22 protein-coding genes are annotated in these 23,178 nt (G+C 55.8%); 13 read left to right on the top strand and 9 right to left on the bottom strand.

Translation table 11 applies throughout. From position 1 onward, the window contains the following. Positions 1-74 precede the first annotated feature (74 nt). Both ERD84_RS10295 and ERD84_RS10300 read left to right on the top strand, forming a co-directional pair. Positions 75-1,052 (top strand): D-2-hydroxyacid dehydrogenase, encoded by a 978-nt coding sequence (locus ERD84_RS10295; RefSeq protein WP_130039521.1) that lies wholly within the window; start codon positions 75-77, stop codon positions 1,050-1,052. A gap of 53 nt (positions 1,053-1,105) precedes the next feature. Beyond that, a complete protein-coding gene (locus tag ERD84_RS10300; RefSeq protein ID WP_130039522.1) occupies positions 1,106-2,251 on the top strand; it encodes a glycerate kinase in 1,146 nt (381 codons plus the stop codon). Here ERD84_RS10300 and ERD84_RS10305 read toward each other — a convergent pair. After that, the gene (locus ERD84_RS10305; RefSeq protein WP_130039523.1) at positions 2,191-3,144 is read right to left on the bottom strand and encodes a LysR family transcriptional regulator; all 954 of its coding nucleotides are present in this window, start codon (positions 3,142-3,144) and stop codon (positions 2,191-2,193) included. The two genes, ERD84_RS10300 and ERD84_RS10305, sit on opposite strands and share 61 nt — an antisense overlap. A 159-nt stretch (positions 3,145-3,303) precedes the next feature. Between ERD84_RS10305 and ERD84_RS10310 the strand changes: the two genes are divergently transcribed. From ERD84_RS10310 to ERD84_RS10335, 6 genes are all read left to right on the top strand, one after another. Continuing rightward, positions 3,304-4,851, top strand: a complete 1,548-nt coding sequence (locus tag ERD84_RS10310) for a CoA-acylating methylmalonate-semialdehyde dehydrogenase (RefSeq protein ID WP_130039524.1) — start codon at positions 3,304-3,306, stop codon at positions 4,849-4,851. Between the two features lie 108 nt (positions 4,852-4,959). After that, a complete protein-coding gene (locus tag ERD84_RS10315; RefSeq protein ID WP_130039525.1) occupies positions 4,960-6,042 on the top strand; it encodes a type I glyceraldehyde-3-phosphate dehydrogenase in 1,083 nt (360 codons plus the stop codon). Beyond that, a complete protein-coding gene (gene fumC / locus ERD84_RS10320) occupies positions 6,039-7,436 on the top strand; it encodes a class II fumarate hydratase (protein WP_130039526.1) in 1,398 nt (465 codons plus the stop codon). The genes ERD84_RS10315 and fumC overlap by 4 nt, the downstream gene beginning before the upstream one ends. Positions 7,437-7,442: 6 nt before the next feature. Further along, positions 7,443-7,805 carry a DUF488 domain-containing protein gene (locus ERD84_RS10325; protein WP_130039527.1) on the top strand — a complete coding sequence of 121 codons (363 nt, stop codon included), beginning with the start codon at positions 7,443-7,445 and terminating at the stop codon, positions 7,803-7,805. A gap of 77 nt (positions 7,806-7,882) precedes the next feature. After that, entirely contained in the window at positions 7,883-9,301 is a 1,419-nt protein-coding gene (locus ERD84_RS10330) for an NfeD family protein (RefSeq protein WP_130039528.1), read from the top strand. Further along, the gene (locus ERD84_RS10335) at positions 9,291-10,052 is read left to right on the top strand and encodes a slipin family protein (RefSeq protein ID WP_130039529.1); all 762 of its coding nucleotides are present in this window, start codon (positions 9,291-9,293) and stop codon (positions 10,050-10,052) included. Before ERD84_RS10330 ends, ERD84_RS10335 begins: the two co-directional genes overlap by 11 nt. A gap of 36 nt (positions 10,053-10,088) precedes the next feature. On the opposite strand, the gene ERD84_RS10340 is transcribed toward ERD84_RS10335, so the two are convergent. After that, entirely contained in the window at positions 10,089-10,571 is a 483-nt protein-coding gene (locus ERD84_RS10340; RefSeq protein ID WP_130039530.1) for a peroxiredoxin family protein, read from the bottom strand. A gap of 82 nt (positions 10,572-10,653) precedes the next feature. Between ERD84_RS10340 and gnd the strand changes: the two genes are divergently transcribed. Together gnd and ERD84_RS10350 are read left to right on the top strand one after the other, a co-directional pair. Then, positions 10,654-11,673 (top strand): phosphogluconate dehydrogenase (NAD(+)-dependent, decarboxylating), encoded by a 1,020-nt coding sequence (gnd, locus tag ERD84_RS10345; RefSeq protein WP_130039531.1) that lies wholly within the window; start codon positions 10,654-10,656, stop codon positions 11,671-11,673. Between the two features lie 52 nt (positions 11,674-11,725). Next, positions 11,726-12,874, top strand: coding sequence for a PQQ-dependent sugar dehydrogenase (locus ERD84_RS10350; protein ID WP_371743166.1), 1,149 nt, complete (start codon positions 11,726-11,728; stop codon positions 12,872-12,874). Between the two features lie 4 nt (positions 12,875-12,878). On the opposite strand, the gene ERD84_RS10355 is transcribed toward ERD84_RS10350, so the two are convergent. Further along, entirely contained in the window at positions 12,879-13,304 is a 426-nt protein-coding gene (locus tag ERD84_RS10355) for a universal stress protein (RefSeq protein ID WP_130039533.1), read from the bottom strand. A gap of 141 nt (positions 13,305-13,445) precedes the next feature. Between ERD84_RS10355 and ERD84_RS10360 the strand changes: the two genes are divergently transcribed. Beyond that, positions 13,446-13,733 carry an acylphosphatase gene (locus ERD84_RS10360; RefSeq protein ID WP_130039534.1) on the top strand — a complete coding sequence of 96 codons (288 nt, stop codon included), beginning with the start codon at positions 13,446-13,448 and terminating at the stop codon, positions 13,731-13,733. 42 nt (positions 13,734-13,775) lie between these two features. On the opposite strand, the gene ERD84_RS10365 is transcribed toward ERD84_RS10360, so the two are convergent. The 6 genes from ERD84_RS10365 to ERD84_RS10390 all read right to left on the bottom strand — a co-directional run bounded on the left by ERD84_RS10365 (position 13,776) and on the right by ERD84_RS10390 (position 19,635). Beyond that, positions 13,776-14,324 (bottom strand): NADPH-dependent FMN reductase, encoded by a 549-nt coding sequence (locus ERD84_RS10365; protein ID WP_130039535.1) that lies wholly within the window; start codon positions 14,322-14,324, stop codon positions 13,776-13,778. Between the two features lie 170 nt (positions 14,325-14,494). Further along, a complete protein-coding gene (locus ERD84_RS10370; RefSeq protein ID WP_130039536.1) occupies positions 14,495-16,000 on the bottom strand; it encodes a tripartite tricarboxylate transporter permease in 1,506 nt (501 codons plus the stop codon). A gap of 12 nt (positions 16,001-16,012) precedes the next feature. Beyond that, entirely contained in the window at positions 16,013-16,474 is a 462-nt protein-coding gene (locus tag ERD84_RS10375; RefSeq protein WP_130039537.1) for a tripartite tricarboxylate transporter TctB family protein, read from the bottom strand. 76 nt (positions 16,475-16,550) lie between these two features. After that, positions 16,551-18,008, bottom strand: coding sequence for a sensor histidine kinase (locus ERD84_RS10380; protein WP_130039538.1), 1,458 nt, complete (start codon positions 18,006-18,008; stop codon positions 16,551-16,553). Between the two features lies 1 nt (position 18,009). Further along, positions 18,010-18,714: a response regulator transcription factor gene (locus tag ERD84_RS10385; RefSeq protein ID WP_167667445.1), complete on the bottom strand. Its 705-nt coding sequence runs from the start codon at positions 18,712-18,714 to the stop codon at positions 18,010-18,012. Between the two features lie 24 nt (positions 18,715-18,738). Beyond that, positions 18,739-19,635, bottom strand: coding sequence for a spermidine synthase (locus tag ERD84_RS10390; protein WP_245150666.1), 897 nt, complete (start codon positions 19,633-19,635; stop codon positions 18,739-18,741). A 241-nt stretch (positions 19,636-19,876) separates the two neighbouring features. Here ERD84_RS10390 and ERD84_RS10395 point away from each other — a divergent pair, with 241 nt between their 5' ends. Together ERD84_RS10395 and ERD84_RS10400 are read left to right on the top strand one after the other, a co-directional pair. Continuing rightward, positions 19,877-22,048, top strand: a complete 2,172-nt coding sequence (locus tag ERD84_RS10395; protein ID WP_130039541.1) for a sulfatase-like hydrolase/transferase — start codon at positions 19,877-19,879, stop codon at positions 22,046-22,048. 22 nt (positions 22,049-22,070) lie between these two features. Continuing rightward, positions 22,071-23,168 (top strand): formylglycine-generating enzyme family protein, encoded by a 1,098-nt coding sequence (locus ERD84_RS10400; RefSeq protein ID WP_130040029.1) that lies wholly within the window; start codon positions 22,071-22,073, stop codon positions 23,166-23,168. Positions 23,169-23,178 lie beyond the last annotated feature (10 nt).

Genomic DNA, 23,178 nt, shown 5'->3' on the forward strand with positions numbered 1-23,178 from the left:
ATTATCCAGCCTCCGCCGCATGCAAAGGTGAGCGGCTGCGCTTCATTGCTGTCAATCAATCCACGGGGTACTCAATGGCCACTCAAGCTCTACAAGTTGTTTTCCTTGATCGCGACACCATTTCTCCCGAGACCATTATCCGGCCATTTTCTTTTGATCACGAGCTGACGGTCTACGACCGTACCAGCATCGAGCAGGTTGCCGGGCGGATCGCCAATGCCGATATCGTCATTACGAATAAGGTGCCGCTGCGCCGGGAAGCATTGGCGGGCGCCACGCGCTTGAAAATGATCGCGGTGGCCGCTACGGGAACCGACAATATCGACCTTGCCACGTGCGCTGAAAAAAATGTGGTGGTGTCCAATATTCGTGGCTATGCCGTCAATACCGTACCTGAGCATACTTTTGCCCTGATATTCGCCTTACGCCGCAGTATTGTTGCCTACCGGGAGTCGGTCAAGGAGGGACGCTGGCAGCAATCGCAGCAATTTTGCTATTTTGACTATCCCATCAAGGATTTGGCCGGCTCAACCCTGGGCATCATCGGAGAAGGTGTGCTGGGACAGTCGGTGGCCACCATAGGCCGGGCTCTGGGCATGCGCGTGCTCTTCGCCGCACGCAAGGGCGGCCAGAAGCAGGGCAGCTTGTATACGCCGTTCGAACAGTTTTTGGAGCAAAGTGATGTCATTACTTTGCATTGTCCGCTAAATGAGCAGACCCGCGACTTGATCGGTGATGCCGAGTTTGCCCTGATGAAACGCAAACCGCTGCTGATCAATACCGCTCGTGGTGGCTTGGTCAACGATGACGCTTTGGTCAGGGCCATGCGTTCCGGCCAACTCGGAGGGGCCGGCTTCGACGTGACAACCCCAGAGCCAGCACCCGATGATCACCCTCTGGTTCAGTTACTGGATTTACCTAATTTCATCCTTACGCCGCATGTGGCCTGGGCCAGCCAGGAAGCCATACAGGGCTTGGCAGACCAGCTTATCGATAATATCGACGCCTTTCATCAAGGGCAGCCACGCAATGTCGTTGGTGCTCGTAAATAAACGAATGGTTTCCGGCGGTATAGCCGTTTCGCGATTTAAATAAGGTTGTGTCCATGCGTATAGTCGTCGCACCTGATTCATTTAAGGAATGCCTGAGTGCAATGGAAGTTGCCAAGGCGATTGCAGCCGGTGTGCAGCAAGTGCTGGCTCAGGCCGATGTTGTTTGCATACCCATGGCTGATGGCGGCGAAGGTTCTCTTGACGCCGTGCTGGCAGCCACCGGAGGCCAACAAAAGAAACTGCTTGTGCACAATGCCAACGGCCAGCCGTGTAAGGCCAGCTGGGGTTGGCTGGGCGAGGGCAGGGCCTTTATCGAAATGGCGTCGGCAGCGGGGCTTGAGCAAATTCCGCCTTCTGAGCGCAAGCCGCTGCAGGCCACCAGCTATGGGGTGGGGCAGCTCATTCAGGCAGCTGTAAATGCAGGTGCGCGGCATATCGTGCTGGGTCTGGGAGGCAGCGCCACCAACGATGGCGGTGCCGGTCTGCTGCAGGCTTTGGGCGTACGCTTGCTCGATGCTCAGGGCCAGGATCTGCCGGGAGGTGGTGCCGCTTTGCAACAGCTCGATCGCATCGTGCTTGACGGTATCGATCCCAGCCTGCGCGAAGTACAGTTCGAAATTGCAGTCGATGTCGATAATCCACTATGCGGGCCGCGCGGTGCCTCTGCTATCTTCGGCCCTCAAAAAGGTGCGACGCCCGAAGATGTGGCCACGCTGGATGCGGCCCTGACGCATTTTGCCGACGTTTGTACCCGTCAGTTCGGCCAAGACAACCGCAATATATCGGGTATGGGCGCCGCCGGTGGCCTGGGTTTTGCCGTGAAAACCTGCTTCCAGGCCAGTTTCAGACCTGGTGTGGATCTGGTGGCAGAACTTTCCGGCCTCGAGGAGGCGCTGGAAGGCGCTGAGCTGGTCTTTACGGGTGAAGGGCGCATGGATGCGCAAACCTTGCTGGGTAAGACGCCTGCTGGCGTGGCGCGCTGTGCCAGCAGGCGTGGCATTCCGGTCATTGCCCTGGCGGGCTCCCTGGGCGACGGCTACGAGGCCCTCTACGAAGTGGGGATTACCGCCGCCTTCAGCCTGGCGCCAGGTCCGATTTCTCTGGAGCAGGCTTATGCGCAAGCGGGTGAATACCTGCGTCAGCGTGCCAGTGATTGCACGCGGGCCTGGCTGGCAGGCGCAAAGGCCTCTTTAAGATAATCAACAAAGGCACGTACCGCTCGGGGCACATAGGCACTGTAGGGTCTGATTGCATAGATGGCGTCACCAAACACGCCTACCGGCTTCCAGCCGGGCAGCAAGTGCACCAGGTGGCCGGCATCAACCTCGGTTTGCGCCGTAAAGTCGGGCAGCATGGCAATGCCCTGGCCAGCCAATACCAGTTCTCGAAGTGCCTCGCTGTTATTGGCGCAAAAATTGCCTTGCACCTCGACGCTATGCCGTTCGCTTTCACGTCTGACGGGTGCAAAACTCCAGGCTGGCGACGCGGCTGAGCGCAGGTAATACAGGCAGTTATGGCCTGTCAGGTCCTGGGGCCGCCTGGGGCTCCCATGTGCCTGCAGGTAGGTGGGTGCAGCCACCAGCAGCGTGCTGGATGCCTGCAAGAGCCAGGCAACATGGGTATCAGGAACATGGCTGGTATGACGGATGGCCAGGTCAAAACCTTCCCGGGCCAGCGAGCTGACATGATCCGACAACTCGATTTCCATCCGGACATCAGGATGGCTATGCAGAAAGTCGTTGATCAAGGGCATGATTTTTTGCCGCCCCAGGGCAACTGGCATGGTGACTCGAACCACACCACGAGGCGTACTGGCCAGGTCGCGTATGCTGTCGAAACCCTGCTCGATATCGGTAAATGCCTTACGTGTGCTGTTCACTAGAGCCTCGCCAGCCTCGGTAAGTCGCACACTGCGCGTGGTGCGCTGCACCAGCGCCACCCCCGAGACTTGTTCCAGCTCGGCAATACGCAAGCTGACCGCGCCCTTGCTGACGCCCAGACGCCGGGCAGCGGCGGTATAGCTGCCTGTGGTGCCCAGCATACCCAGCCAATAAATGTGCGACCACATCAATTCGTTTTTTTGTTCCTTCATGACGACATTCTCGGGCGGTGAGTGTTCAGACTGCAAAACTGCAGATCCTGTTTACTCTATTGTCTAATAAATTAAACAATGTATCCAGGAATAAGATCTTGTTGATCAAGTGCTGCCTCCCTATACTTTTGACATCCGCATTCCAGACAGGAGATCTCCATGAAAGACCAGAACCAGCCGGCCGGAACACTCAGCACGCAGGCTCCCTACACCGACAGCAGTGATGTCATCAACTTTATCAATGGGCAAGCCAAGACCAGCAGTGGCAGCCGCAAGCAAGACGTGTTCAATCCGTCTACCGGCAAGGTCGCGCGCCAGGTTGTATTGTCGACACTGGATGACCTGAATGCCGCCGTTGCCGCAGCCAAAGCCGCTGCGCCCGCCTGGGCCGACACGCCGCCGGTCAAGCGTGCCCGCATCATGAATAAATTTTTGGGCCTGATGAATCAGCATACCGATCAGCTGGCAGCCATGATCACAGCCGAGCACGGTAAGGTCTTTACCGACGCCCAAGGTGAAGTCGCTCGCGGTATTGATGTGATTGAGTTCGCCTGCGGCATCCCCCAGCTATTGAAAGGCGACTACACCGAGCAGGTCGCGAATGGGATCGATAACTGGACCATGCGCCAGCCATTAGGCGTTGTGGCGGGCATCACGCCGTTCAACTTTCCCTGCATGGTGCCATGCTGGATGTTTCCGATGGCCATTGCCGCCGGTAATGCCTTTATTTTGAAGCCCAGCGAACGCGACCCCAGTGTATCGCTGCTGATGGCAGACTTATTCAAGCAGGCAGGTTTGCCTGACGGCATATTCAGTGTGGTGCAGGGTGACAAAATCGTGGTCGACGGCTTGCTTGAGCACCCCGACGTCGCGGCAGTGAGCTTTGTCGGTTCGACCCCAATTGCCCAGTATATTTACGAGCGGGGTGCGCACTTCGGCAAGCGTGTTCAGGCACTCGGCGGTGCCAAGAATCACATGATCATCATGCCCGATGCCGATATCGAGCGTACGGTAGATGCTCTGGTCGGCGCCGCCTATGGTTCGGCTGGCGAGCGCTGCATGGCTATTTCAGTAGCGGTGCTGGTGGGTGACGTTGGTAAGAAGATAATGCCTGCACTGAAAGAGCGTGCAACCACGCTGAAAATCAAGGATGGCATGCATCTAGATGCCGAAATGGGTCCGGTGGTGACAGCGGAAGCCCTGAAGCGCATCGAGGGCTATATCGCCCTGGGTGTGGAAGAAGGTGCCGACTTGCTGGTCGATGGACGGGGTTATAAGGTCGAAGGCCATGATCAAGGTTTTTATGTTGGTGGCACGCTGTTTGATAATGTGACTCCCGAGATGCGCATCTACAAGGAAGAGATCTTTGGGCCGGTACTGGCTTGCGTGCATGTTCCCGACCTGGGCGCCGCGGTCGACCTGATCAATCGTCACGAATTCGGCAATGGCGTATCGTGCTTTACCAGCGACGGTCACACCGCCCGCGAGTTTGCGCGCCGCATACAGGTAGGCATGGTTGGCGTGAATGTACCGATTCCCGTGCCCATGTCGTGGCATGGCTTTGGCGGCTGGAAGCGCAGCCTGTTCGGCGATACGCATTCATACGGCGAAGAGGGCGTGCGCTTCTACACCAAGCAGAAGTCCATCATGCAGCGCTGGCCCCAGAACATCAGCAAAGGCAACGAGTTCGTCATGCCCACCATGTAACGCACTTCGTAAAGTAGTAAAGTTGAAGATGTGCGCTATGCCCTGTTCGGGTTTATCCGTTCAGGGCATGGTGCCGCGACACTTCTTCAATACTCCAGAGAGCACTGCATGAGCCGCCCTTTACGTCTGGCAATCAATGGTTATGGCCGTATAGGTCGATGCGTATTGCGCGCCCTCTACGAGTCTCCGCTCAAAGACTTTTTCCAGATCGTTGCCATCAACGAACCGGCAGATCTGGCCAGCATGGCGTATTTGTCGCAGTTCGATTCCACGCATGGCATTTTCCCAGGTAAGGTCGAGCAGGCAGACAATAGCCTGGTGGTCAACGGCCAACGCATACAGGTCAGTCACGCAACAGAGCCAGAGGCGGTAGACTGGGCTGCACTCGATATAGACCTTTTGCTTGAATGTTCCGGGCGCTACAGCTCACGTCAACAGCTTCAACGGTTTGTCGATGCAGGCTGCCCCCGCGTGCTGGTATCTCAGCCGTCCAACAGCGCACAAGATGTGGACTATACCGTGGTTTACGGCATCAATCACAAGGGTTTGACCGGCCACGAAAGCATAGTCTCAAACGCGTCGTGCACCACCAATGCCATCGTGCCCATCCTGGCCGAACTGGACACCGCTTTCGGCGTTGACCACGCTTTCCTGACAACCTTGCACTCGGTAATGAATGACCAGCCCATGATTGACGGCTATCATCATTCTGATCTGCGCAGAACGCGTTCCGCGATGCAGTCGATTGTGCCGGTGGCAACCGGGCTGGCACAAGGTGTAGAACGGCTGCTGCCACAGTTAAAGGGCAAGGTACAGGCGAAGGCTATACGCGTGCCTATTCTGAACGTTTCCGCCATCGACCTGATGGTCAAGCTGCAAAGCGATGTGCCGGCACAGGCATTGAATGCAATGCTGCTGGCCGCAACTCAACATTATCGAGGCTTGCTGGATTATTCCGACCATCCTCACGCATCGATCGATTTCAATCACAACCCGCATTCCGCCATCATCGACGCGAGCCAGACACGCACTAATGGTGATGGTTTCGCCAATCTGTTCATTTGGTTTGACAATGAATGGGGGTTCGCCAATCGCATGCTTGACGTCGTTCAAGCCTGGTCAGCCCGGTTTCAGGGCCTGCCGCCTGTTCCAGACGCATCGAGCTGTACTAACTTGAAGGAGCAGGCATGACCGCCAGCCGCATTGAATCCGATTCCATGGGTCAAATCGAAGTCCCCGCCACACATTACTGGGGAGCCCAGACGCAGCGCTCGATACATAACTTTCCCATAGGTGTTGGCCGTTTTACCTGGCAGGCGCCCATTATTACGGCGCTGGGCATACTGAAAAAAGCCGCCGCCCAGGCCAATGCCGAGCTGGGCGAATTACCTGATGACATTGCCGATCTGATTGTATCGGCCGCCGACGAGGTCATTGTCGGCAAACTGAACGATGAATTTCCTCTGGTGGTCTTCCAGACCGGTTCGGGCACGCAGTCCAATATGAATGCCAACGAGGTTATTTCCAACCGGGCCATTGAATTGGCGGGCGGTGAAATGGGTACGAAAAAGCCCGTGCACCCTAATGATCACGTGAATCGTGGACAGTCGTCGAATGATACCTTTCCTACCGCCATGCATATCGCGGTGGCGCAAGAGCTTCAGCGCCGGCTGTTTCCCGCCGTAGGCGCACTGCGCAATACACTGGCCGAAAAAGCCGAGGCTTATCAGGGAATCGTTAAAACTGGCCGCACTCACTTGCAGGATGCCACACCCATTACCCTGGGCCAGGAAATAGGCGGCTGGGTGGCACAAATCGATTTCGGACTGGATGCCGTGCAGTCCGATTTGCCAGGCATTTACGACCTGGCAATAGGTGGTACGGCGGTGGGTACCGGCCTGAACGCCCATCCTCGCTTCGGCGATACTGCGGCCGGGTATATCGCCCAGATTACCGGTTTGCCTTTCCGCTCGGCCGATAACAAGTTTTTTGCCTTGTCTGCGCATGATGCCCTGGTGAATCTATCAGCCTCGCTGCGAACCTTGGCGGGTGCACTCATGAAAATGGCCAACGATGTGCGCTGGCTGGCCAGTGGCCCACGTTGCGGTATTGGTGAGCTGATGATTCCAGACAATGAGCCGGGCTCGTCCATCATGCCCGGCAAGGTCAACCCCACCCAGTGCGAGGCCATGACCATGGTTTGCGTACAGGTGTTCGGCAACGATGCCGCCACGGCCTTCGCCGGCAGCCAAGGGAATTTCCAGCTGAACGTGTACAAACCCGTCATGGTGCACAATGTGCTGGAAAGCATTACCTTGCTTGCCGATGCCTGCCTGGCCTTCAACGATCATTGTGCTGTTGGTATCGAGCCCAACAGTTCGCGTATTGCCGACAATCTTGAAAAGAATCTGATGCTGGTGACGGCGCTGAATCGGCATATCGGCTACGACAAGGCGGCCGCCATTGCCAAGAAGGCCCAGAAAGAAGGCTCCAACTTGCGCGAGGCAGCCCTGGCGCTAGGCTATGTCAGCGAGCAGGAGTACGATAACTGGATTAAACCTCTGGACATGACGCATACAGGTTGAACAGATATGACACGGCACGTTCATATCAAGCGGGCATACGACCAGGCGAGCGATGCCGATGGCTATCGGGTCCTGGTTGACCGTCTGTGGCCGCGTGGCGTGCGCAAGGAAGATCTGCCTTACGATGAGTGGTGCAAGAACCTTGCTCCTAGTCCCGGCTTGCGCAAATGGTTTGGACACAAGGTTGAAAACTGGGCGCAGTTTCGCGACAGCTACGAGTCCGAGCTGCGCAAGCCAGAACAAACAGACCGCATGCGCGCCCTGATCACAGCTGCGGGCGGCAAGCAGATAACCTTGATCTATGGTGCCAAAGACCCCGATCACAACCATGCATTGATCTTGGCAGCCGAGCTAAACCGTCTATACTGAGATGGTGCCTTGAAAAGCGGCTGCACCCCTTCGTGCAGGGCGCGTACCCGGGCAGCACCTGAAAGCAGGAGGCCGACATGAACAGAATACGAGCAGGCTTGTTCACGTGTATTTTGTTGCTGGGCTTTCTGGCTGCGGCAACTCAATTTGCAGCCAAGGCCGAGGCCCAGGCTCTAACGGTTACCGTTTTGCAAGTCAATGGTGTCATCAGTCCAGCTACCTCCGATTTCATTACGCGAGGCTTAAAGAAAGCCGTTGAAAATGGCTCTGCATTGGCTGTCATCGAGCTCGACACCCCCGGTGGCCTCGATACCTCCATGCGCTCCATCATTCGCCAGATTCTGGCCTCGCCCATACCTGTAGCCAGTTTTGTCAGTCCAAGTGGTGCACGCGCAGCGAGTGCGGGTACATTCATCCTGTATGCCAGCCATATTGCCGCCATGACGCCGGCTAGCAATCTGGGGGCCGCATCGCCGGTCTCCATAGGCATGCCTGGTGCCGGTGCCGAAAATCAGGACAAGAAGTCAGACAATAATGAGGGCGGAAAACAAAAGAGCAATGCCGACACCTTGAGCAGTAAGGCTACCAACGATGCGGCAGCCTATATTCGCAGCCTCGCGCAGCTACGTGGCCGCAATACAGACTTTGCTGAACAGGCGGTATTGCAGGCGCGCAGCATGTCCGCCCAAGAGGCCCTGAAAGCGGGTGTGATAGATGTGCTTGCGGGCAATATAGAGCAACTACTGGCTCAGATTGATGGTCGAACGGTCATGCTGGATGGCGGTGTCGCGGTCACTCTGCATACCAAGCAGGCCATCATAGAGCGCGTAGAACCTGGTTGGCGCACGCAAATATTATCTTTGCTGGCCAATCCCCAGATAGCCTTGATCCTGATGATGGTGGGAATCTATGGTTTGTTTTTTGAGCTCATGAGCCCCGGCGCAGCGCTGCCTGGCGTCGCTGGCCTGATTTGTTTGTTGTTGAGTATGTATGCCTTTCAGTTGCTACCGGTCAATTGGGCAGGTGTTGGCTTGATTGCGGCAGGTTCGGCAATGATGATCGCCGAAGCCTTTCTTCCCAGTTTTGGTGTGCTGGGTGTGGGTGGTATCGTGGCGTTTGTGTTGGGCGGACTATTCCTGACCGACACGGGCATGCCGGGTTTTGATCTTTCCATTCCTTTCCTGATCGGGCTTTCCCTGGCAAGTGCTGGTCTGATCATCGCTACGGGTATCCTGGCTGCGCGCATGCACAAGCGCAAGGTGGTGAGCGGCCAGGAAGATATGCTGGGTATCGAGGGTACAGTCACCTCCACACACGCCGGCATGAGCTATGCCGAGATGCGCGGCGAAAGCTGGCGGGTTTCCAGTGCGGAAGCCTTGTCGCCTGGCGATAGGGTAAAGGTCGTTGCAATGAATGGCCTGATTTTGCAGGTTGTTCGTACCAGCCAGGCAGCCGCCGTCAGCCTGGCAGTCAAAGGGGAATCGCATGTTTTATAGCGTCAATATTGGGCTTACGGCCATCATCATTGTTTTGTTGCTGGTGATCGTCAATGCCATCAAGGTTCTGCGTGAATATCAGCGTGGCGTCATTTTTACACTTGGGCGTTTCAGCAGCGTCAAGGGTCCTGGGCTGATATTCGTCATTCCGGTGCTGCAGCAAATAGTGAGGGTTGATCTGCGTGTGGTGACCATGGATGTGCCCGGCCAGGACGTTATTTCGCGCGATAACGTATCGGTCAAGGTCAATGCGGTTCTGTACTTTCGTGTCGTGGCACCCGATAAGGCCATTATTCAGGTAGAACGATATCTCGATGCTACCAGCCAGTTAGCGCAGACGACGTTGCGGGCGGTGCTGGGCAAACACGAACTCGACGAAATGCTATCCGAGCGCGAGAAGCTCAATACCGACATCCAGCAAATTCTGGATGCACAAACTGATTCCTGGGGCATCAAGGTGACCAATGTCGAGATCAAACACATTGATTTGAATGAAAACATGGTGCGCGCGATTGCTCGCCAGGCTGAGGCCGAACGCGAGCGGCGGGCCAAGGTGATTCACGCCGAAGGTGAAAAGCAGGCGGCGCAGGCGCTCATGGAGGCAGCGGAAATCCTGGCCAGGCAGCCTTCAGCCATGCAGCTACGTTATTTACAAACCCTGACGCAGGTAGCTGGGGATAAAAGCTCGACGCTGGTGTTTCCGGTTCCGGTAGATTTATTGTCTGAGCTGATGGGCAAGAAAAACGGCTAGCTCGCTAAGGTCAGGCATAAGGAAAGCATCAGCCGATCAGACTTCTTCAGTCAAAAGCTGGCCTATGGCTGCACCGACATGCAAGTCGTCAAGCGAGCCAAAATGATGCAGCCTGATATGTCCGGCCTTATCAATCAGGACTAGCGTGGGTGTGCCCTGCATGCCGTAAGCCTGCATTGTCTTGGGAATGGGGCTGTGCTCGTCGGCTTGATCGATGGCTACGGGAAACCCCAGCCGGTATTCATGCATAAAGGCGGCCAATGCTACAGGGCCCATGGCATCGTGGTGTTCGAACACGGTATGCAAGCCTATCACCCTGACCTTGTCCAGTGGAAATGCCATATGTATGGATTTAGCCTGAGGAATGCCGTGTGAGACACAGGCAGGGCATAGCATCTGGAAAGCATGCAGGACCACGACCAAACCGCGTAATGCCTCCAGGCTGATGTGTTCGTCGCGTGTATTCATCCATTGACTGACCGACCAGGATGGCGCCTGCTGATAGACGACTGGATTCATGAATATCCCCTGTGCAGCTAAAGCTCGCTGGTCATGATAGACCAATATAATTGCAGTGTAGACTTTATTTTGGAGTGTAGGTATGCAGATAGGAATGGTAGGTTTGGGCCGTATGGGCAGCAATATGGTGCAGCGCCTGCAATCCAGAGGGCATGATTGTGTGGTGTACGACAGCCAGCCGCAAGCCCTGTCTGCCGCCGCGGATCAGGGGGCTGCGGCGTTTTCGAACTTACCTGATTTTGTACAGGCATTGGCCAGGCCGCGTGCGATATGGTTGATGGTGCCCGCAGCTGTGGTGGATGGTGTGCTCGACACCTTGGCACCGCTGCTCGACGAGGATGACATCGTGATTGATGGCGGCAACTCGTCTTACCATGACGACATACGCCGAGCCAGCAAACTGGCCCAGAGTGGCCTGCATTATATGGATGTGGGTACCAGTGGTGGGGTAGCAGGCCGTGAGCGAGGCTATTGCCTGATGATAGGTGGCGATGCCGCCACCTATCGGCATCTTGAACCGATATTCGCCGCCCTGGCGCCAGGAGCAGAAGCCGCGCCGCATACCCCGGGACGGGTGGGCCAAACCAGCGCCGACAAAGGATATCTACACTGCGGTCCACATGGCGCAGGGCATTTCGTCAAAATGGTACACAACGGCATCGAGTACGGCATCATGGCGGCCTATGCCGAGGGGCTCAATATTTTGCATCAAGGCAATATTGGCAAACAAGAGCGCAAGGCCGATGCGGAAACCACACCTTTGCGACACCCCGAACACTATCAGTACGACTTTGATTTACCGGAAATTACCGAGCTTTGGCGTCGAGGCAGTGTGGTGGGCTCGTGGCTGCTCGACCTGACGGCTCAGGCCTTGCAGGGCGACCCTGATCTGGACGGCTATACAGGCCATGTTTCAGACTCCGGTGAAGGGCGTTGGGCCTTGTCAGCGGCCATCGACCAGGGCGTGCCCACACCAGTTCTCAGCGCAGCCTTGTTTTCACGGTTCGAATCGCGTGGCAATGCCGATTACGCCAATCGTGTTCTGTCGGCCATGCGCAAGCAGTTTGGCGGCCACGCAGAGCAGGGCAAAGAGCAAGGCTAGCAAACCACCCGAAAAACAAGGGGCTAATATGCGGCAGGATGCCAGATGGGTAGTGACACTAAGCACAATTTTGTCCTACGGGCTTCTGCCGTGGTCGGTCAGCATATCGGTGGCGCAGGGGCAAAGTGAATGGAAACCAGGTGATGGACACAGCCCCCTCGTGGTCAGTGAAGTCCTGAGCGGGCTTGATCATCCCTGGGCTATGGCTTTCTTGCCTGATGGCTCTGGCGTCTTGATCACCGAGCGGCCTGGACATTTGCATTTATGGCAACGCGCAACAGGCCTGTCCGAACCCATAAAAGGCGTGCCCGACGTTTACGCTCACTCTCAAGGTGGTTTACTTGATGTGGCCCTGTCACCCGATTTTGACCAAAATCGGCTGGTCTACTTGTCGTATGCCGAAAAGGATGGGCAGGGTCACGCGGGCACGGCAGTAGGTTATGGCAGGCTGTCCAACGACAGCCGCAGACTGGAGAACTTCACTGTTATTTTTCACCAGGAACCCAAGCTGTCCACGGGAGCGCATTTCGGTTCCCGGCTGGTTTTCAGCCAAGAAGGCTATCTGTTCATTGCACTGGGAGAAAACAACCGGAGGTCGACCTCCCAGGATCTGGACAAACTGCAAGGCAAGGTTGTTCGCCTGCACGCTGATGGAAGTATCCCGGTCGATAATCCTTTTGTCGACAACAAGAAAGCGAGGCCTGAAATCTGGTCTTATGGCCATCGCAATCAGCAAGGGGCGGCGCTGAATCCCTGGACCGGAGCGCTATGGACGCACGAGCACGGCCCGCGCGGTGGTGACGAAATCAATATTCCGCAAGCGGGTAAGAACTATGGCTGGCCGCTGGCCACCTACGGCATCAATTATTCAGGCTTGCGTATTCCCGAGGCCGAAGGCACTCATAGACAAGGTACCGAGCAGCCGCATTATTACTGGAGGGTGTCGCCTGCCATATCAGGCATGGCTTTTTATGATGCCGATCTTTTTCCTGCCTGGCAGCACTCAGTATTTATCGGGGCGCTTAAAGAGCAAGCCTTGATACGTCTGACCCTGAAGGGCGATAAGATCGTCGGTGAGGAGCGTTTTTTGGAAGACCGAAGCGAGCGCATACGCGATGTGCGTGTGGGCCCCGACGGTTACGTATATGTACTGACCGACGAGGCCGCAGGCAAGCTATTGAAAATAGGGTTGCAGCAATAAAGATCTATTTGACCAGAGTGACTGGCAGCTCGGTCAGGCTGAGCACCTTGGTGGTGATTGAGCCCAATACCAGGCCTGTGACCGAGCCCAGGCCGCGTGTACCCATGATGATGAGGTCGCAGCTGTTGTCCTTGGCATAGTCGGCAATAGTCATGGCAACCGGGCCCACGACTACTTTGCTTTGATATGCCACGCCTGACTCGTCGAGCAGTGCTTTGGCCGAAACCAAGGCGTTGCTACCTTCGTCCTGATAATAATCCTGGATCGCTTCGGCTGAAAAGAACCGGGTTACATTGCCTGAGAGAATGGGCGCTTGCACGGTGATGACGTGCAAATTGGCGCCGCCCAGCTCATTGGCGGCCTTGATGGCAGCACGAACAGCGCGCAAAGATGATTCGGATCCGTCTACAGGTACTAGTATGGTTCTCATGAAAATCCCCATTGTGAAGTGAGTGCTGGTTAGTTTTCCCCACGAAGGGCAAGCAGCGTTGCTGTTTTAACTTTATTTTAAAAGACCCGTAAAATCGGATCATGATAAATATCAAGGTTCAGGAGAAAGACGATCAAAACGCTGCATCACAAGCATAGCCTTGAAACCTTGCTCGTCACGATAAGCGGGCATGTTCAAGGCGTGGGTTTTCGGGCGGCCACCGTGCGCCATGCGCACCTGCAAGGTGTAAAAGGCTGGGTGCGCAATCTGGACGACGGTACGGTGCAAGCCTTGCTGCAGGGGCCGCACGACCAGGTCGACCGCATGCTGTCGTGGCTGCATCATGGCCCACCCAATGCTCGTGTTGATCTGGTCGAGCACCAGGAAGAGCATACCGGGCGGTATTTTGATCGCTTCGAAGCAATATAGCCGGGTATTGCGTTTTGCATAGACCCACGGCAGGCGACGTATTTATGCGTGCTTTTTTACCCACGCCGCATAGCTGTTCATCCAGCCTTGCAGAAAATCCTTGCTGCCTGCACCGATACTGCCGTCGTCATTGAACAAGCCTTCTTTAGCGTGAATGAACGCTTCGGGCTGCCCCAGCGTAGGGGCATCGAGATATGCCAGTACGTTGCGCAGATGCTGTTGGGCCAGGGCTGTTCCTATACCGCCTATAGAAGCGCCGATGACGCCGGCAGGCTTGCCTGACCAGGCGTTTTTTCCGTAAGGGCGAGAGGCATGATCGAGTGCATTCTTGAGCACGCCCGGCATAGAACGATTGTATTCAGGGGTGACGAACAGCAAGCCCTGGGATGCCGTTATTTCAGCCTTCATGTTCTGGACTGCTTCAGCCTGATGATCGTCGTCATCCTGGTTGTACAGGGGCAGGGCACCGATATCCAGAAACTTGAAAGTGAATTCGGACGGCGCAAGCTTGATCAGAGCATGGGCCAACTGGCGATTGAATGAGTCTTTCCTAAGGCTACCTACGACGACAGCGATTTGATATTGGGCCATGGAGATCTCCTGAATAAGATTAGGTGGTGGCACTTAAGGCAAGCGCTCCTTGGCTAGCGTAAGGGATTGCGTCAATCCGGACAAGGCCTTTCTGGGGATGGGATTGCATCATAAACCCCTGAGGCGGGCCAAAGTGTGTGCCCGTGGACACACGCCTTGACACACAAAGCTCAACCCTCCTCAACAAAGGTTTCTTCTCTTTTTTTCTTGATTGAGGGCAAGGTCACCAAAACCACCAGCAGTATTGCCACAATCAGTAACGATAGCGACAACGGCCTTGATACGAAGGTGCTGTAATCACCACGGGCCAGCAGCAGGGCACGGCGGAAATTCTCTTCCATCATGGGTCCCAGGACCAGGCCCAGCAACAGGGGGGCACCCTCGCACTTGAGTTTGGCCCATAGATAGCCAACCAGGCCGAATGCCGCTGTCATCCAGATATCGAATACGTTGTAATTCAACGAGTACACGCCGATGGTGCAAAACACCAAAATGGCTGGAAACAGGATTCGGTAAGGTACTTTCAATAGCTTGACCCACAGTCCGACCAGCGGCAAGTTCAGTACGATCAGCATCAAGTTGCCTATCCACATGGACGCGATCAGGCCCCAGAATAATTCGGGGTGACTGGTCATGACTTGCGGGCCGGGCTGAATGTTGTGTATGGTCATCGCGCCTATCATCAAGGCGGTGACGGCATTGCCAGGTATGCCCAAAGTCAGAAGTGGAATGAAGGATGTTTGCGCGGCGGCGTTGTTGGCGGATTCAGGACCTGCAAGACCGGCAGGATGACCCTTGCCGAAACGCTCCGGGTTCTTCGAGATTTTCTTTTCTAGCGTGTATGAGGCGAACGAAGACAACACAGCCCCGCCACCTGGCAGAATGCCCAGAGCGGACCCGAGCATAGTGCCGCGTATGCAGGCAGGCGCCGCTTCCTTGAATTCCTGCATATTGGGGTAGAGCCGGCCAACTTTATCGGTCAGGTCTACCCGTTGGTCTCGCAGCTCAAGATTAGTCATGATTTCGGCAAAGCCAAACACGCCCATGGCCACCACTGCAAAATCAATGCCGTCCTGCAACTCGGGAATACTGAAATCGTAGCGAGCTACGCCAGAGTTGACATCAGTGCCTATCATGCCCAAGAGCAAGCCTAGCAAAATCATGCATATGGCTTTGGGTAGCGAACCAGACGCCAGAACGACCGCACCGATCAGACCCAACACCATCAAGGAAAAGTATTCGGCTGGCCCAAACTTGAAGGCCAGCTCGGCCAGGGGCGGTGCGAAGCCCGCCAGCAGAACGGTGGCAAAGCAACCCGCGGCAAACGAACCTAGGGCGGCGATGGCCAGGGCGGCGCCTGCTCGACCATTGCGCGCCATCTGGTGCCCATCCAGCACGGTGACCACCGCCGAGGTCTCGCCGGGTAGCGCTACAAGAATCGCCGTGGTCGACCCCCCATACTGCGCACCGTAATAGATGCCGGCCAGCATGATCAGGCCAGCAACCGGCGGGAGCACATAGGTAATAGGAAGCAGCATGGCAATCGTGGGCACGGGGCCGATACCGGGCAGCACACCTATCAGTGTGCCCAGCAAACAGCCCAGCAGGCAATAGGCCACATTCTCGACTGACAGCGCAACGGAAAACCCCAACATCAGGTTATCGAAAATTTCCATGTTCGTGTTTCCTTAGCTGCCTAGAAAGGTGGGCCATAGCGGGAAGATAAGCCCCAGGCCCTTGATGAAAGCCAGCCAGACGAAAACGACCAGAAACAAGCCATTGGCTGCAGCGACTTTCCAGCTGAACACATGGCTGGCGAAGCTGCTCAGGAAAACCAGTAAAAATACAGATATGTACACGCCCAGGTAGTTCAACAGCACACCGCTCAAGGCCACGCTGCCCAGCACGATGATGGCAACATTCCAGTCGAACTTTTCCAGTTCTACATCTTCGGCCTTGGGCCGCATGGCATTCAATGAAACTATTGCGCCCAGCACAGCCAGGCAGATGCCCAGCCAGAATGGAAAATAGCCTGGTCCCATGCGTGCCGCGGTACCCATTGAGTAATCCGTTGCTTTCAGGGCAAAGCCCGCGCCTATGACAAAAAACATGACGCCGGACCAGAAGTCCTGTTTATTTCTGATGTTCATCGTGGAAGCCTCTCTCCTTGTTCCATAGGAGCCTGGAATGGTAGGCGAGGCTAGCGGCGTTTAGGGCGCCGTTTCATTACCGAATCATTACCGTTTGGTCATGTTCGATATTTTGTTCATCGTGCAGAGGAAATTCGATGCGCGCGCGCAGGCCTGGCTGTGCATCTTCGAAGCTCAGGATGCCGTTATGGAGCGATACGATGGCACGTACGGATGCCAGCCCAAGCCCTGAACCGGGCACTTCGGGCTCCAGCCGGAAAAAGCGTGTACCAAGCTGGTCCAGATGCTCAGGGCCAACACCATGGCCGCTATCGGTCACCGTCAGAATTGCCCTGTCTGCCTGTCTTTCTGTTTTGATCCGGATGTGCGCATCCGGGCCAGTAAATTTCATGGCATTGTCGACTAAATTGGCCAACACGCCTGCCAGTAAATCGGCGTCGGCCATGACCCAGGTTTCCTGCTTTACGCCTATCATCGTTTGCGACGTATGTGTCAGGGATGTACCGCGCTCCAGCGCTAAAGGCTCATAGAGTTCGATAACGTCCTGCACGATGGCCTCCAGCCTTGTCGGACGAAAAGCCTGGCGTCGTACGCCTGACTCGGCCTCGGCAATCAACAACAATTTTTCAGCCACTGTAATCAGATCCATGATTTCACCTGAAGCCGCATCGATAGCGGCCGTAAGATCGGCTTGCTTGCGTTCTCCGTGCCGGGCTCTATCCAATCCGGCCAGCACGCGTGCCAGCGGAGTACGAATATTGTGAGCAATCGAATCCGACACATTGCGCACGCCACTCATGAGTAATTCAATACGGTCCAGCATGCGGTTGATATCGCCGCGTAATTGCTCGAACTCATCTGCCTGTGGTGACACGGGGATGCGTCTGGCCAACTGGCCTGTGCCCACCCGCACGGCGGTGTCTCGAATGGCCGCTACGCGCTGTCCCAGTGCACGCCGGAAGATGACGGTACCGATCATCACCAGCAACAAGGCCACCAGCATGGCGGCTATGACCGCATTGCCGATAAGCCGTCGGATTTCAGCCATGTCTTGAGTGTCGCGTCCGACCACCAAGGTACTGCCGTCATTCAGGCGCCGTATGCCCAGCAATGCCTCGACCTCTTTGCCATGCCTGAGCACGTTCAGTTCAATCGGACCGCGTGTGTCGTGGGCGAGCTCGGCGGCGGCAAAAAACTCAAGATTTCCTGCCAGTTTTCCTCCTTGTTCGTCCAGCAATAAATACATTTCAGTATCAATATCAGTCTGATCGGACAGCAGCTGCATGATTTCGGCGCGCAGGGCGGGGCGGCCATATTGTTCTTGGTGAGCCATCAATCGCTGAGTGGTCAATACTACCTGGCGCTGGAATTGCGTCTGCAGGACATCGGTGATTTTCCCGTAGGCGAAAATCAGCAAGAAAGTGGTGGTGCAAACCGCCAGCAGGCTGTAATTGAAGGTCAGGCGAAAGGCGACCGAGTCCCAGAGCCTGCGCCAGGCATGGGTAACCCGCCCAGCACGTGTGCGCTGTGCCATCTCAGGATGTTTCGTCGCGAGTTGGCTGGCTGGTCAACATATAACCCACGCCTCTGACCGTACGGATCAGGGGAGGCCCCTGATTGTCTCCATCGATCTTCTGGCGTAGGCGGCTGACGGCTGCATCGATGACATTGGTTTGCGGATTGAACTGGTAACCCCATACCGCGCCCAGCAGCATGGCTCGGGTGAGTGTCTGATCAGGGTGCATCATCATATAGGACAGGAGTCGAGTCTCACGGGGTTGCAAAGCCAGGGGCTTGCCTGCCCGGGTCGCCCTGGACGAGGACAAATCCAGGCGCAGGTCGGCAACCGTCAGTATGCGATCGCTGGCGTTGCTGCGGGAACGGCGCACCAATGCTTCGACACGTGTCATCAACTCGACCAGCGCAAAAGGCTTGGTGAGGTAGTCATCTCCACCCGACTTCAGGCCGCGTACGCGCTCATCCAGCGCAGTCAGTGCACTCAGAACGATGACAGGCGTCTTGATGCCAACCCCACGCATAGTGGTCAATATGGACAAGCCGTCGATCTGATTGGGCAGCATACGGTCCAGGACGATGATATCCCACGGCTCGGCGGTGGCACGCTGCAGGCCGTCAACGCCGTCGTGACAAACTACGGGCCAGTGACCAAGTTCGCGAAATCCGTCGGCAATGTAGCGCGCATTGTCGCGGTCGTCTTCAATAATGAGGCAATTCCATATCACCTGTGCAGTTTCCTTGAATACTTAGTCTGTCAGTACGGCAGCATCTTGGGGCCAGTCACGTTCGCGTGAATACAGCTTGAGCATCTGCTCAGCCTGTATCCCAAAAGGTGCCAGTAGGGCTTTCATTTCAGCCGCACTTTGGCGTAGTGTGCTCATGCTGGGCAAGGGGCCTTTCGTAGCGATGATGACGCGATTGCTTGTTATGGCAGAATTTTCCGGACGCAGGTTGAAGAAGTCACCAAATACAGCAGCATAAGTCGCTGATTCGCGTTCGTACAAGGTGCTGATGGTAAATGAATTGGCTACAAGCACGCCGCCTGGCGCGAGAATGGCGTGTACATGCTCAAAAAACTCCCGAGTGAGCAGATGGGCTGGAATGTAATCAACGTCGAAGGCGTCGAGCATGATCATGTCGTAGCGTCTGCCGTGCTTGCGCGCCCGTTCCACATAGCTGCGACCATCCTCAATATACAGGCGTTGTCTGGAACCCTGTCGATAGCCGAAAAACTGCTCGGCCACACGGGCTACTGCCGGGTCGATTTCGACGCTGTCTATGATGGCATCTGGCAGCATTTTGGCCAGGGCCAGTGGCAGGGTTGCACCGCCCAGTCCAATAACCAGTACGTTTTTGGTATTGGGCTTTACAAGCACCGCGCTGGCCATCATGCGGGTGTAGGCAAAGACCATTTTGTCGGGATCGCTTAGGTCAACGCAGGTGTGCCGCCCGTTGTCTTCGATAGTGTGGAAATTCATGCAGCGCTGCCCGGCTTCCTCAAGAACCACTACCGGCGCAAACTCGGATGGCTCGGTATGTATGAGCCGCGTTTCGGTTTCTGTTGCCAGGCAGTAAACCAGCACGGCTGCAGCGGCAGCCGTAATACAGGCAGCCAGAGCAAGCCGGAAGGAGCTGCTTTTCATTATCGGGCGAATCTTCAACATAGCTTGGGCATTATCCACTATGTTGTGCCAGCTTTGAGCTTAGTGTGCTGATCAAGCTTTCAGAAGCAGCACTGCGGCAATAAAAATTTCAACGGCGGTGTGAATGTAATCTGTTATTATTTTCTAACATTTGGAAAATTAAAAATAGATTTATCCAGTGCTTTATGCCCACATGATGATTGGGTGTTTTTCGTCGGCGCTGCAGTCCAGGAGACCATTCGTGCCCCAGAAATTTCCGGCTTTGCTAACGGCTGTATTAGCCGTAATGGGTTTAGCCTCGTGCGACAGTAATACCGATGTGGCGTCAAACGAACAAGCCAGCAATTTTCCCAACATTCTTTTTGTCATTATGGACGATGTGGGCATAGATCAGATGGCATCCTTCGGCTACGGCGGAAAGATTCAGCCGAAAATGCCTAATATCGACACCATCGCCCAGGCAGGGGTGCGCTTTCGCAATACCTGGTCCATGCCCGAGTGTTCACCTGGCCGCGCGGCTTTTTTCCTTGGGCAATATCCAACCCGCACTAATATCCGCCAAGCCATAGGCCAGAACGATCTGGCCAACTCGCAGATATCGCCGTACACCATGACCGCGCCCAAGCTGCTCAAGCAGGCGGGCTATGAAAGTGCCATGTTCGGAAAATTCCATTTGGCCGGCCCTGAAAACAATCAGGCGGGCAATCTTACGCCCCGCACTTTGGGCTGGGATTATTTCTACGGCTGGATCGGTGGTCTACCGGCGTCAGTCGACACTACGGCGGGCGGCGTTGCGCCCGCAAATACCTATAGCTGCGGTTTTGTACCTGCCAAACCCAATTTGGGCGGCGCCAATGCTGGTGCCTGCTACCAGGCCGACAACAGTTGCAAGCAAATAAGCCATAGCTTGCCGCAACAAGATTCCGCAGGCATGCAGTGCCTGGACTCCGGCGGTATTTTTGTCCGCAACGAAGTATGCGGCGTGCCCCCGGCTTCACTCGATTTCACGCGCCAGAATGGCTATTACGTATCGCCACTGGTCATTATCGATGGGGACACCATGGAAGAAGTGCCGCTGACAGATCCGAGGTCGCGCGGCTATCGCACTCGCATTGAAACCCAGGCCGCCATAGACTGGATCAAATCGCGTCCTGCCGACAAGCCCTGGATGGCCACCGTCAGCTACAGTGCCGCTCACACTCCCTGGCAGCAACCTCCCGGGAGCCTCGTAAGCGGTTATGAAGGGCCTGCAGCCAGCGGTGTAGACTGCAAGGGCAGTGTTGCCGGCCGCCTGATACAAGACAAAATGACCGAAGCCATGGACACCGAGTTTGGCCGGCTCCTGGTCGACACCGGTCTGGCGGAGCGCAATGCCGATGGCAAGCTGGTTTATAACCCTGCCGCATCCAACACCATTATTGTCATTGCCGGCGATAACGGCTCTTTGGGCTCGGCGGTCAAATATCCCTTCCAGCTCAGTCAAGCCAAAGGCACTGCTTACCAGACGGGTGTCTGGGTTCCATTAATCGTTGCAGGCCCGCAGGTTGCACAGCCAGATCGCGAAGTTGACCATATGCTCAACACGGTTGATGTGTTCCAGCTGTTTGGCGAACTGGCCGATATTGACGTTCAACAAACCGTACCCTATACCATTGATTCAACGGGCGTATTGCCTTATTTGTCCAATCCGGATCAAGCCAGTCTGCGTACCGTCAATTTTACTTTGGGTGGGGTCAACATTCAGAAAAATGGCGCACGTAATGGCCCTTGTGTCATCTCTGGCAGTTGCTCGCAAATACCCGTCACGAAGAGCGTGTGCGAAGACAACCAGGGCATATGGTGGGGCTCTGGTTATAGCGATGCGTCGGTGGTCGACAATGGTGGCGCGGGCTACTTGATGTGCGGTGAAGTGAACCAGGCTCTATACAAAGATAATCAGCCGCTTATCAATATTTTGCCTGAAACCTCGATGGCCATACGCAACGACGACTACAAACTGGTCAGAAACATCACCCAAACCTACGAACCGGCCACCGACAGTTTCGGGCTGTCAACCACCGAAGAGCTCTACCAAATAGATCAGGCTGTTCCCAAACCCTTGCTGGACACAACAGACCGTAATCTGCTGCTGTCTCCAACGCCTCAAACTCAGGCCATCTACGATGATTTGCGCGCCAAGCTGGAGCGCATGCTGGCTTCCAATCCCGATTGCCCAGGTGACGGCAATATGGACGGTGTGGTCGATGCCAAGGACTTGGCAGAGTGGCGGCGTATTGCACATGACTGGGGGCAATCCAGCGTTTACGATTTCATGATCAATGGCTTCTATGACGGCCTGACCAACAACCTCGACGAAACCGTCATCCAAAACAATTTGGGTAAAACCTGCGAAAAATCCTATGCGCTTCATTAAGTTGTCGCGCCGCTCCATATTCATGGCAGGAGGGGCGATCCTGGGGCTGGCCGCTGCAGGCGGTGCGGCGGCATGGTTGGCCTGGCCATCGCAGCAACCGAGTACCGAACCCGTTGTGATTCTGGGTGATGGTGTGAACACGCCGCAAGATATGGCCTGGGTTCCGGGTGGTGTATTCCTGATGGGTAGCGACAGCAAGCTGGCCCAAGCCAACGAGCGTCCCACGCACCGGGTCAAGGTCCATGGTTTCTGGATGGACATTACCCACGTGACTAATGACCAGTTTGCGGCATTTGTGAAAGAAACTGGCTATGTCACCACTGCCGAGCAAAAGCCAGACTGGGAAACCATTCGCGTGCAACTGCCTCCCGGTGTCCCCAAACCTCCTGATAATGTCCTGCGTCCTGGTGCCATGGTCTTTGTAGGTACTAACGCTCAAGTCAATTTAAATGATTATTCACAGTGGTGGCGCTATGTGCCAGGTGCTGATTGGCGTCACCCGCAAGGGCCGGGCAGCTCCATCGAAGGCAAGGGCGATCACCCTGTGGTGCAAGTCAGCTACGCAGATGCTCAGCGTTATGCAAAATGGGCAGACAAGCGTTTGCCTACCGAGGCTGAATGGGAGTTTGCTGCGCGTGGTGGCCTGGAGCAGGCTACCTATGTATGGGGCGACGAGCTCATGCCCAATGGCGAAATGCAGGCCAATTACTGGGATACCGCCGAACGGCCGTTTCCTGTGGTCAGTCCCAAGGCGGGTGGCGCAGCCAATACCATGCCGGCGGGTACTTTTCCGCCCAATGGCTATGGGCTGCACGACATGACAGGGAATGCCTGGCAATGGGTGTCTGATTGGTATCGCTTTGATTATTTTGCCCTGCAGGCGGCTCATGCCGATAAAACGCCCATAGACAATCCTCAGGGGCCAAGCGAGTCTTTTGATCCAAACGAACCGGGTGTGCCGGCCAATGCGCCCAAGCGGGTCATACGCGGCGGATCGTTTCTGTGCAATGAATCGTATTGCCTATCGTACAGGCCCAGCGCCAGACGCAGTTCCGACCCCTACAGTCCCATGTCGCATCTGGGCTTCAGGCTGGTTAGGGATGCCCCCGCACCAGCCTAGCAAGGGCAGG

It is taken from the genome of Pollutimonas harenae, from assembly GCF_004153685.1.
In the GTDB taxonomy this organism is placed as follows: Bacteria; Pseudomonadota; Gammaproteobacteria; order Burkholderiales; family Burkholderiaceae_B; genus Pusillimonas_C; species Pusillimonas_C harenae.

What these genes read in the sequence shown, in the direction of transcription:
- gnd (WP_130039531.1), top strand. Translation starts at nt 10,654, where the DNA reads ATGCAGATAGGAATGGTAGGTTTGGGCCGTATGGGCAGCAATATGGTG.
- ERD84_RS10330 (WP_130039528.1), top strand. Translation starts at nt 7,883, where the DNA reads ATGAACAGAATACGAGCAGGCTTGTTCACGTGTATTTTGTTGCTGGGC.
- ERD84_RS10365 (WP_130039535.1), bottom strand. Translation starts at nt 14,324, where the DNA reads ATGGCCCAATATCAAATCGCTGTCGTCGTAGGTAGCCTTAGGAAAGAC.
- ERD84_RS10295 (WP_130039521.1), top strand. Translation starts at nt 75, where the DNA reads ATGGCCACTCAAGCTCTACAAGTTGTTTTCCTTGATCGCGACACCATT.
- ERD84_RS10380 (WP_130039538.1), bottom strand. Translation starts at nt 18,008, where the DNA reads ATGGCACAGCGCACACGTGCTGGGCGGGTTACCCATGCCTGGCGCAGG.
- ERD84_RS10305 (WP_130039523.1), bottom strand. Translation starts at nt 3,144, where the DNA reads ATGAAGGAACAAAAAAACGAATTGATGTGGTCGCACATTTATTGGCTG.
- ERD84_RS10335 (WP_130039529.1), top strand. Translation starts at nt 9,291, where the DNA reads ATGTTTTATAGCGTCAATATTGGGCTTACGGCCATCATCATTGTTTTG.
- ERD84_RS10400 (WP_130040029.1), top strand. Translation starts at nt 22,071, where the DNA reads ATGGCAGGAGGGGCGATCCTGGGGCTGGCCGCTGCAGGCGGTGCGGCG.
- ERD84_RS10375 (WP_130039537.1), bottom strand. Translation starts at nt 16,474, where the DNA reads ATGAACATCAGAAATAAACAGGACTTCTGGTCCGGCGTCATGTTTTTT.
- fumC (WP_130039526.1), top strand. Translation starts at nt 6,039, where the DNA reads ATGACCGCCAGCCGCATTGAATCCGATTCCATGGGTCAAATCGAAGTC.
- ERD84_RS10340 (WP_130039530.1), bottom strand. Translation starts at nt 10,571, where the DNA reads ATGAATCCAGTCGTCTATCAGCAGGCGCCATCCTGGTCGGTCAGTCAA.
- ERD84_RS10325 (WP_130039527.1), top strand. Translation starts at nt 7,443, where the DNA reads ATGACACGGCACGTTCATATCAAGCGGGCATACGACCAGGCGAGCGAT.
- ERD84_RS10355 (WP_130039533.1), bottom strand. Translation starts at nt 13,304, where the DNA reads ATGAGAACCATACTAGTACCTGTAGACGGATCCGAATCATCTTTGCGC.
- ERD84_RS10315 (WP_130039525.1), top strand. Translation starts at nt 4,960, where the DNA reads ATGAGCCGCCCTTTACGTCTGGCAATCAATGGTTATGGCCGTATAGGT.
- ERD84_RS10300 (WP_130039522.1), top strand. Translation starts at nt 1,106, where the DNA reads ATGCGTATAGTCGTCGCACCTGATTCATTTAAGGAATGCCTGAGTGCA.
- ERD84_RS10370 (WP_130039536.1), bottom strand. Translation starts at nt 16,000, where the DNA reads ATGGAAATTTTCGATAACCTGATGTTGGGGTTTTCCGTTGCGCTGTCA.
- ERD84_RS10390 (WP_245150666.1), bottom strand. Translation starts at nt 19,635, where the DNA reads ATGAAAAGCAGCTCCTTCCGGCTTGCTCTGGCTGCCTGTATTACGGCT.
- ERD84_RS10310 (WP_130039524.1), top strand. Translation starts at nt 3,304, where the DNA reads ATGAAAGACCAGAACCAGCCGGCCGGAACACTCAGCACGCAGGCTCCC.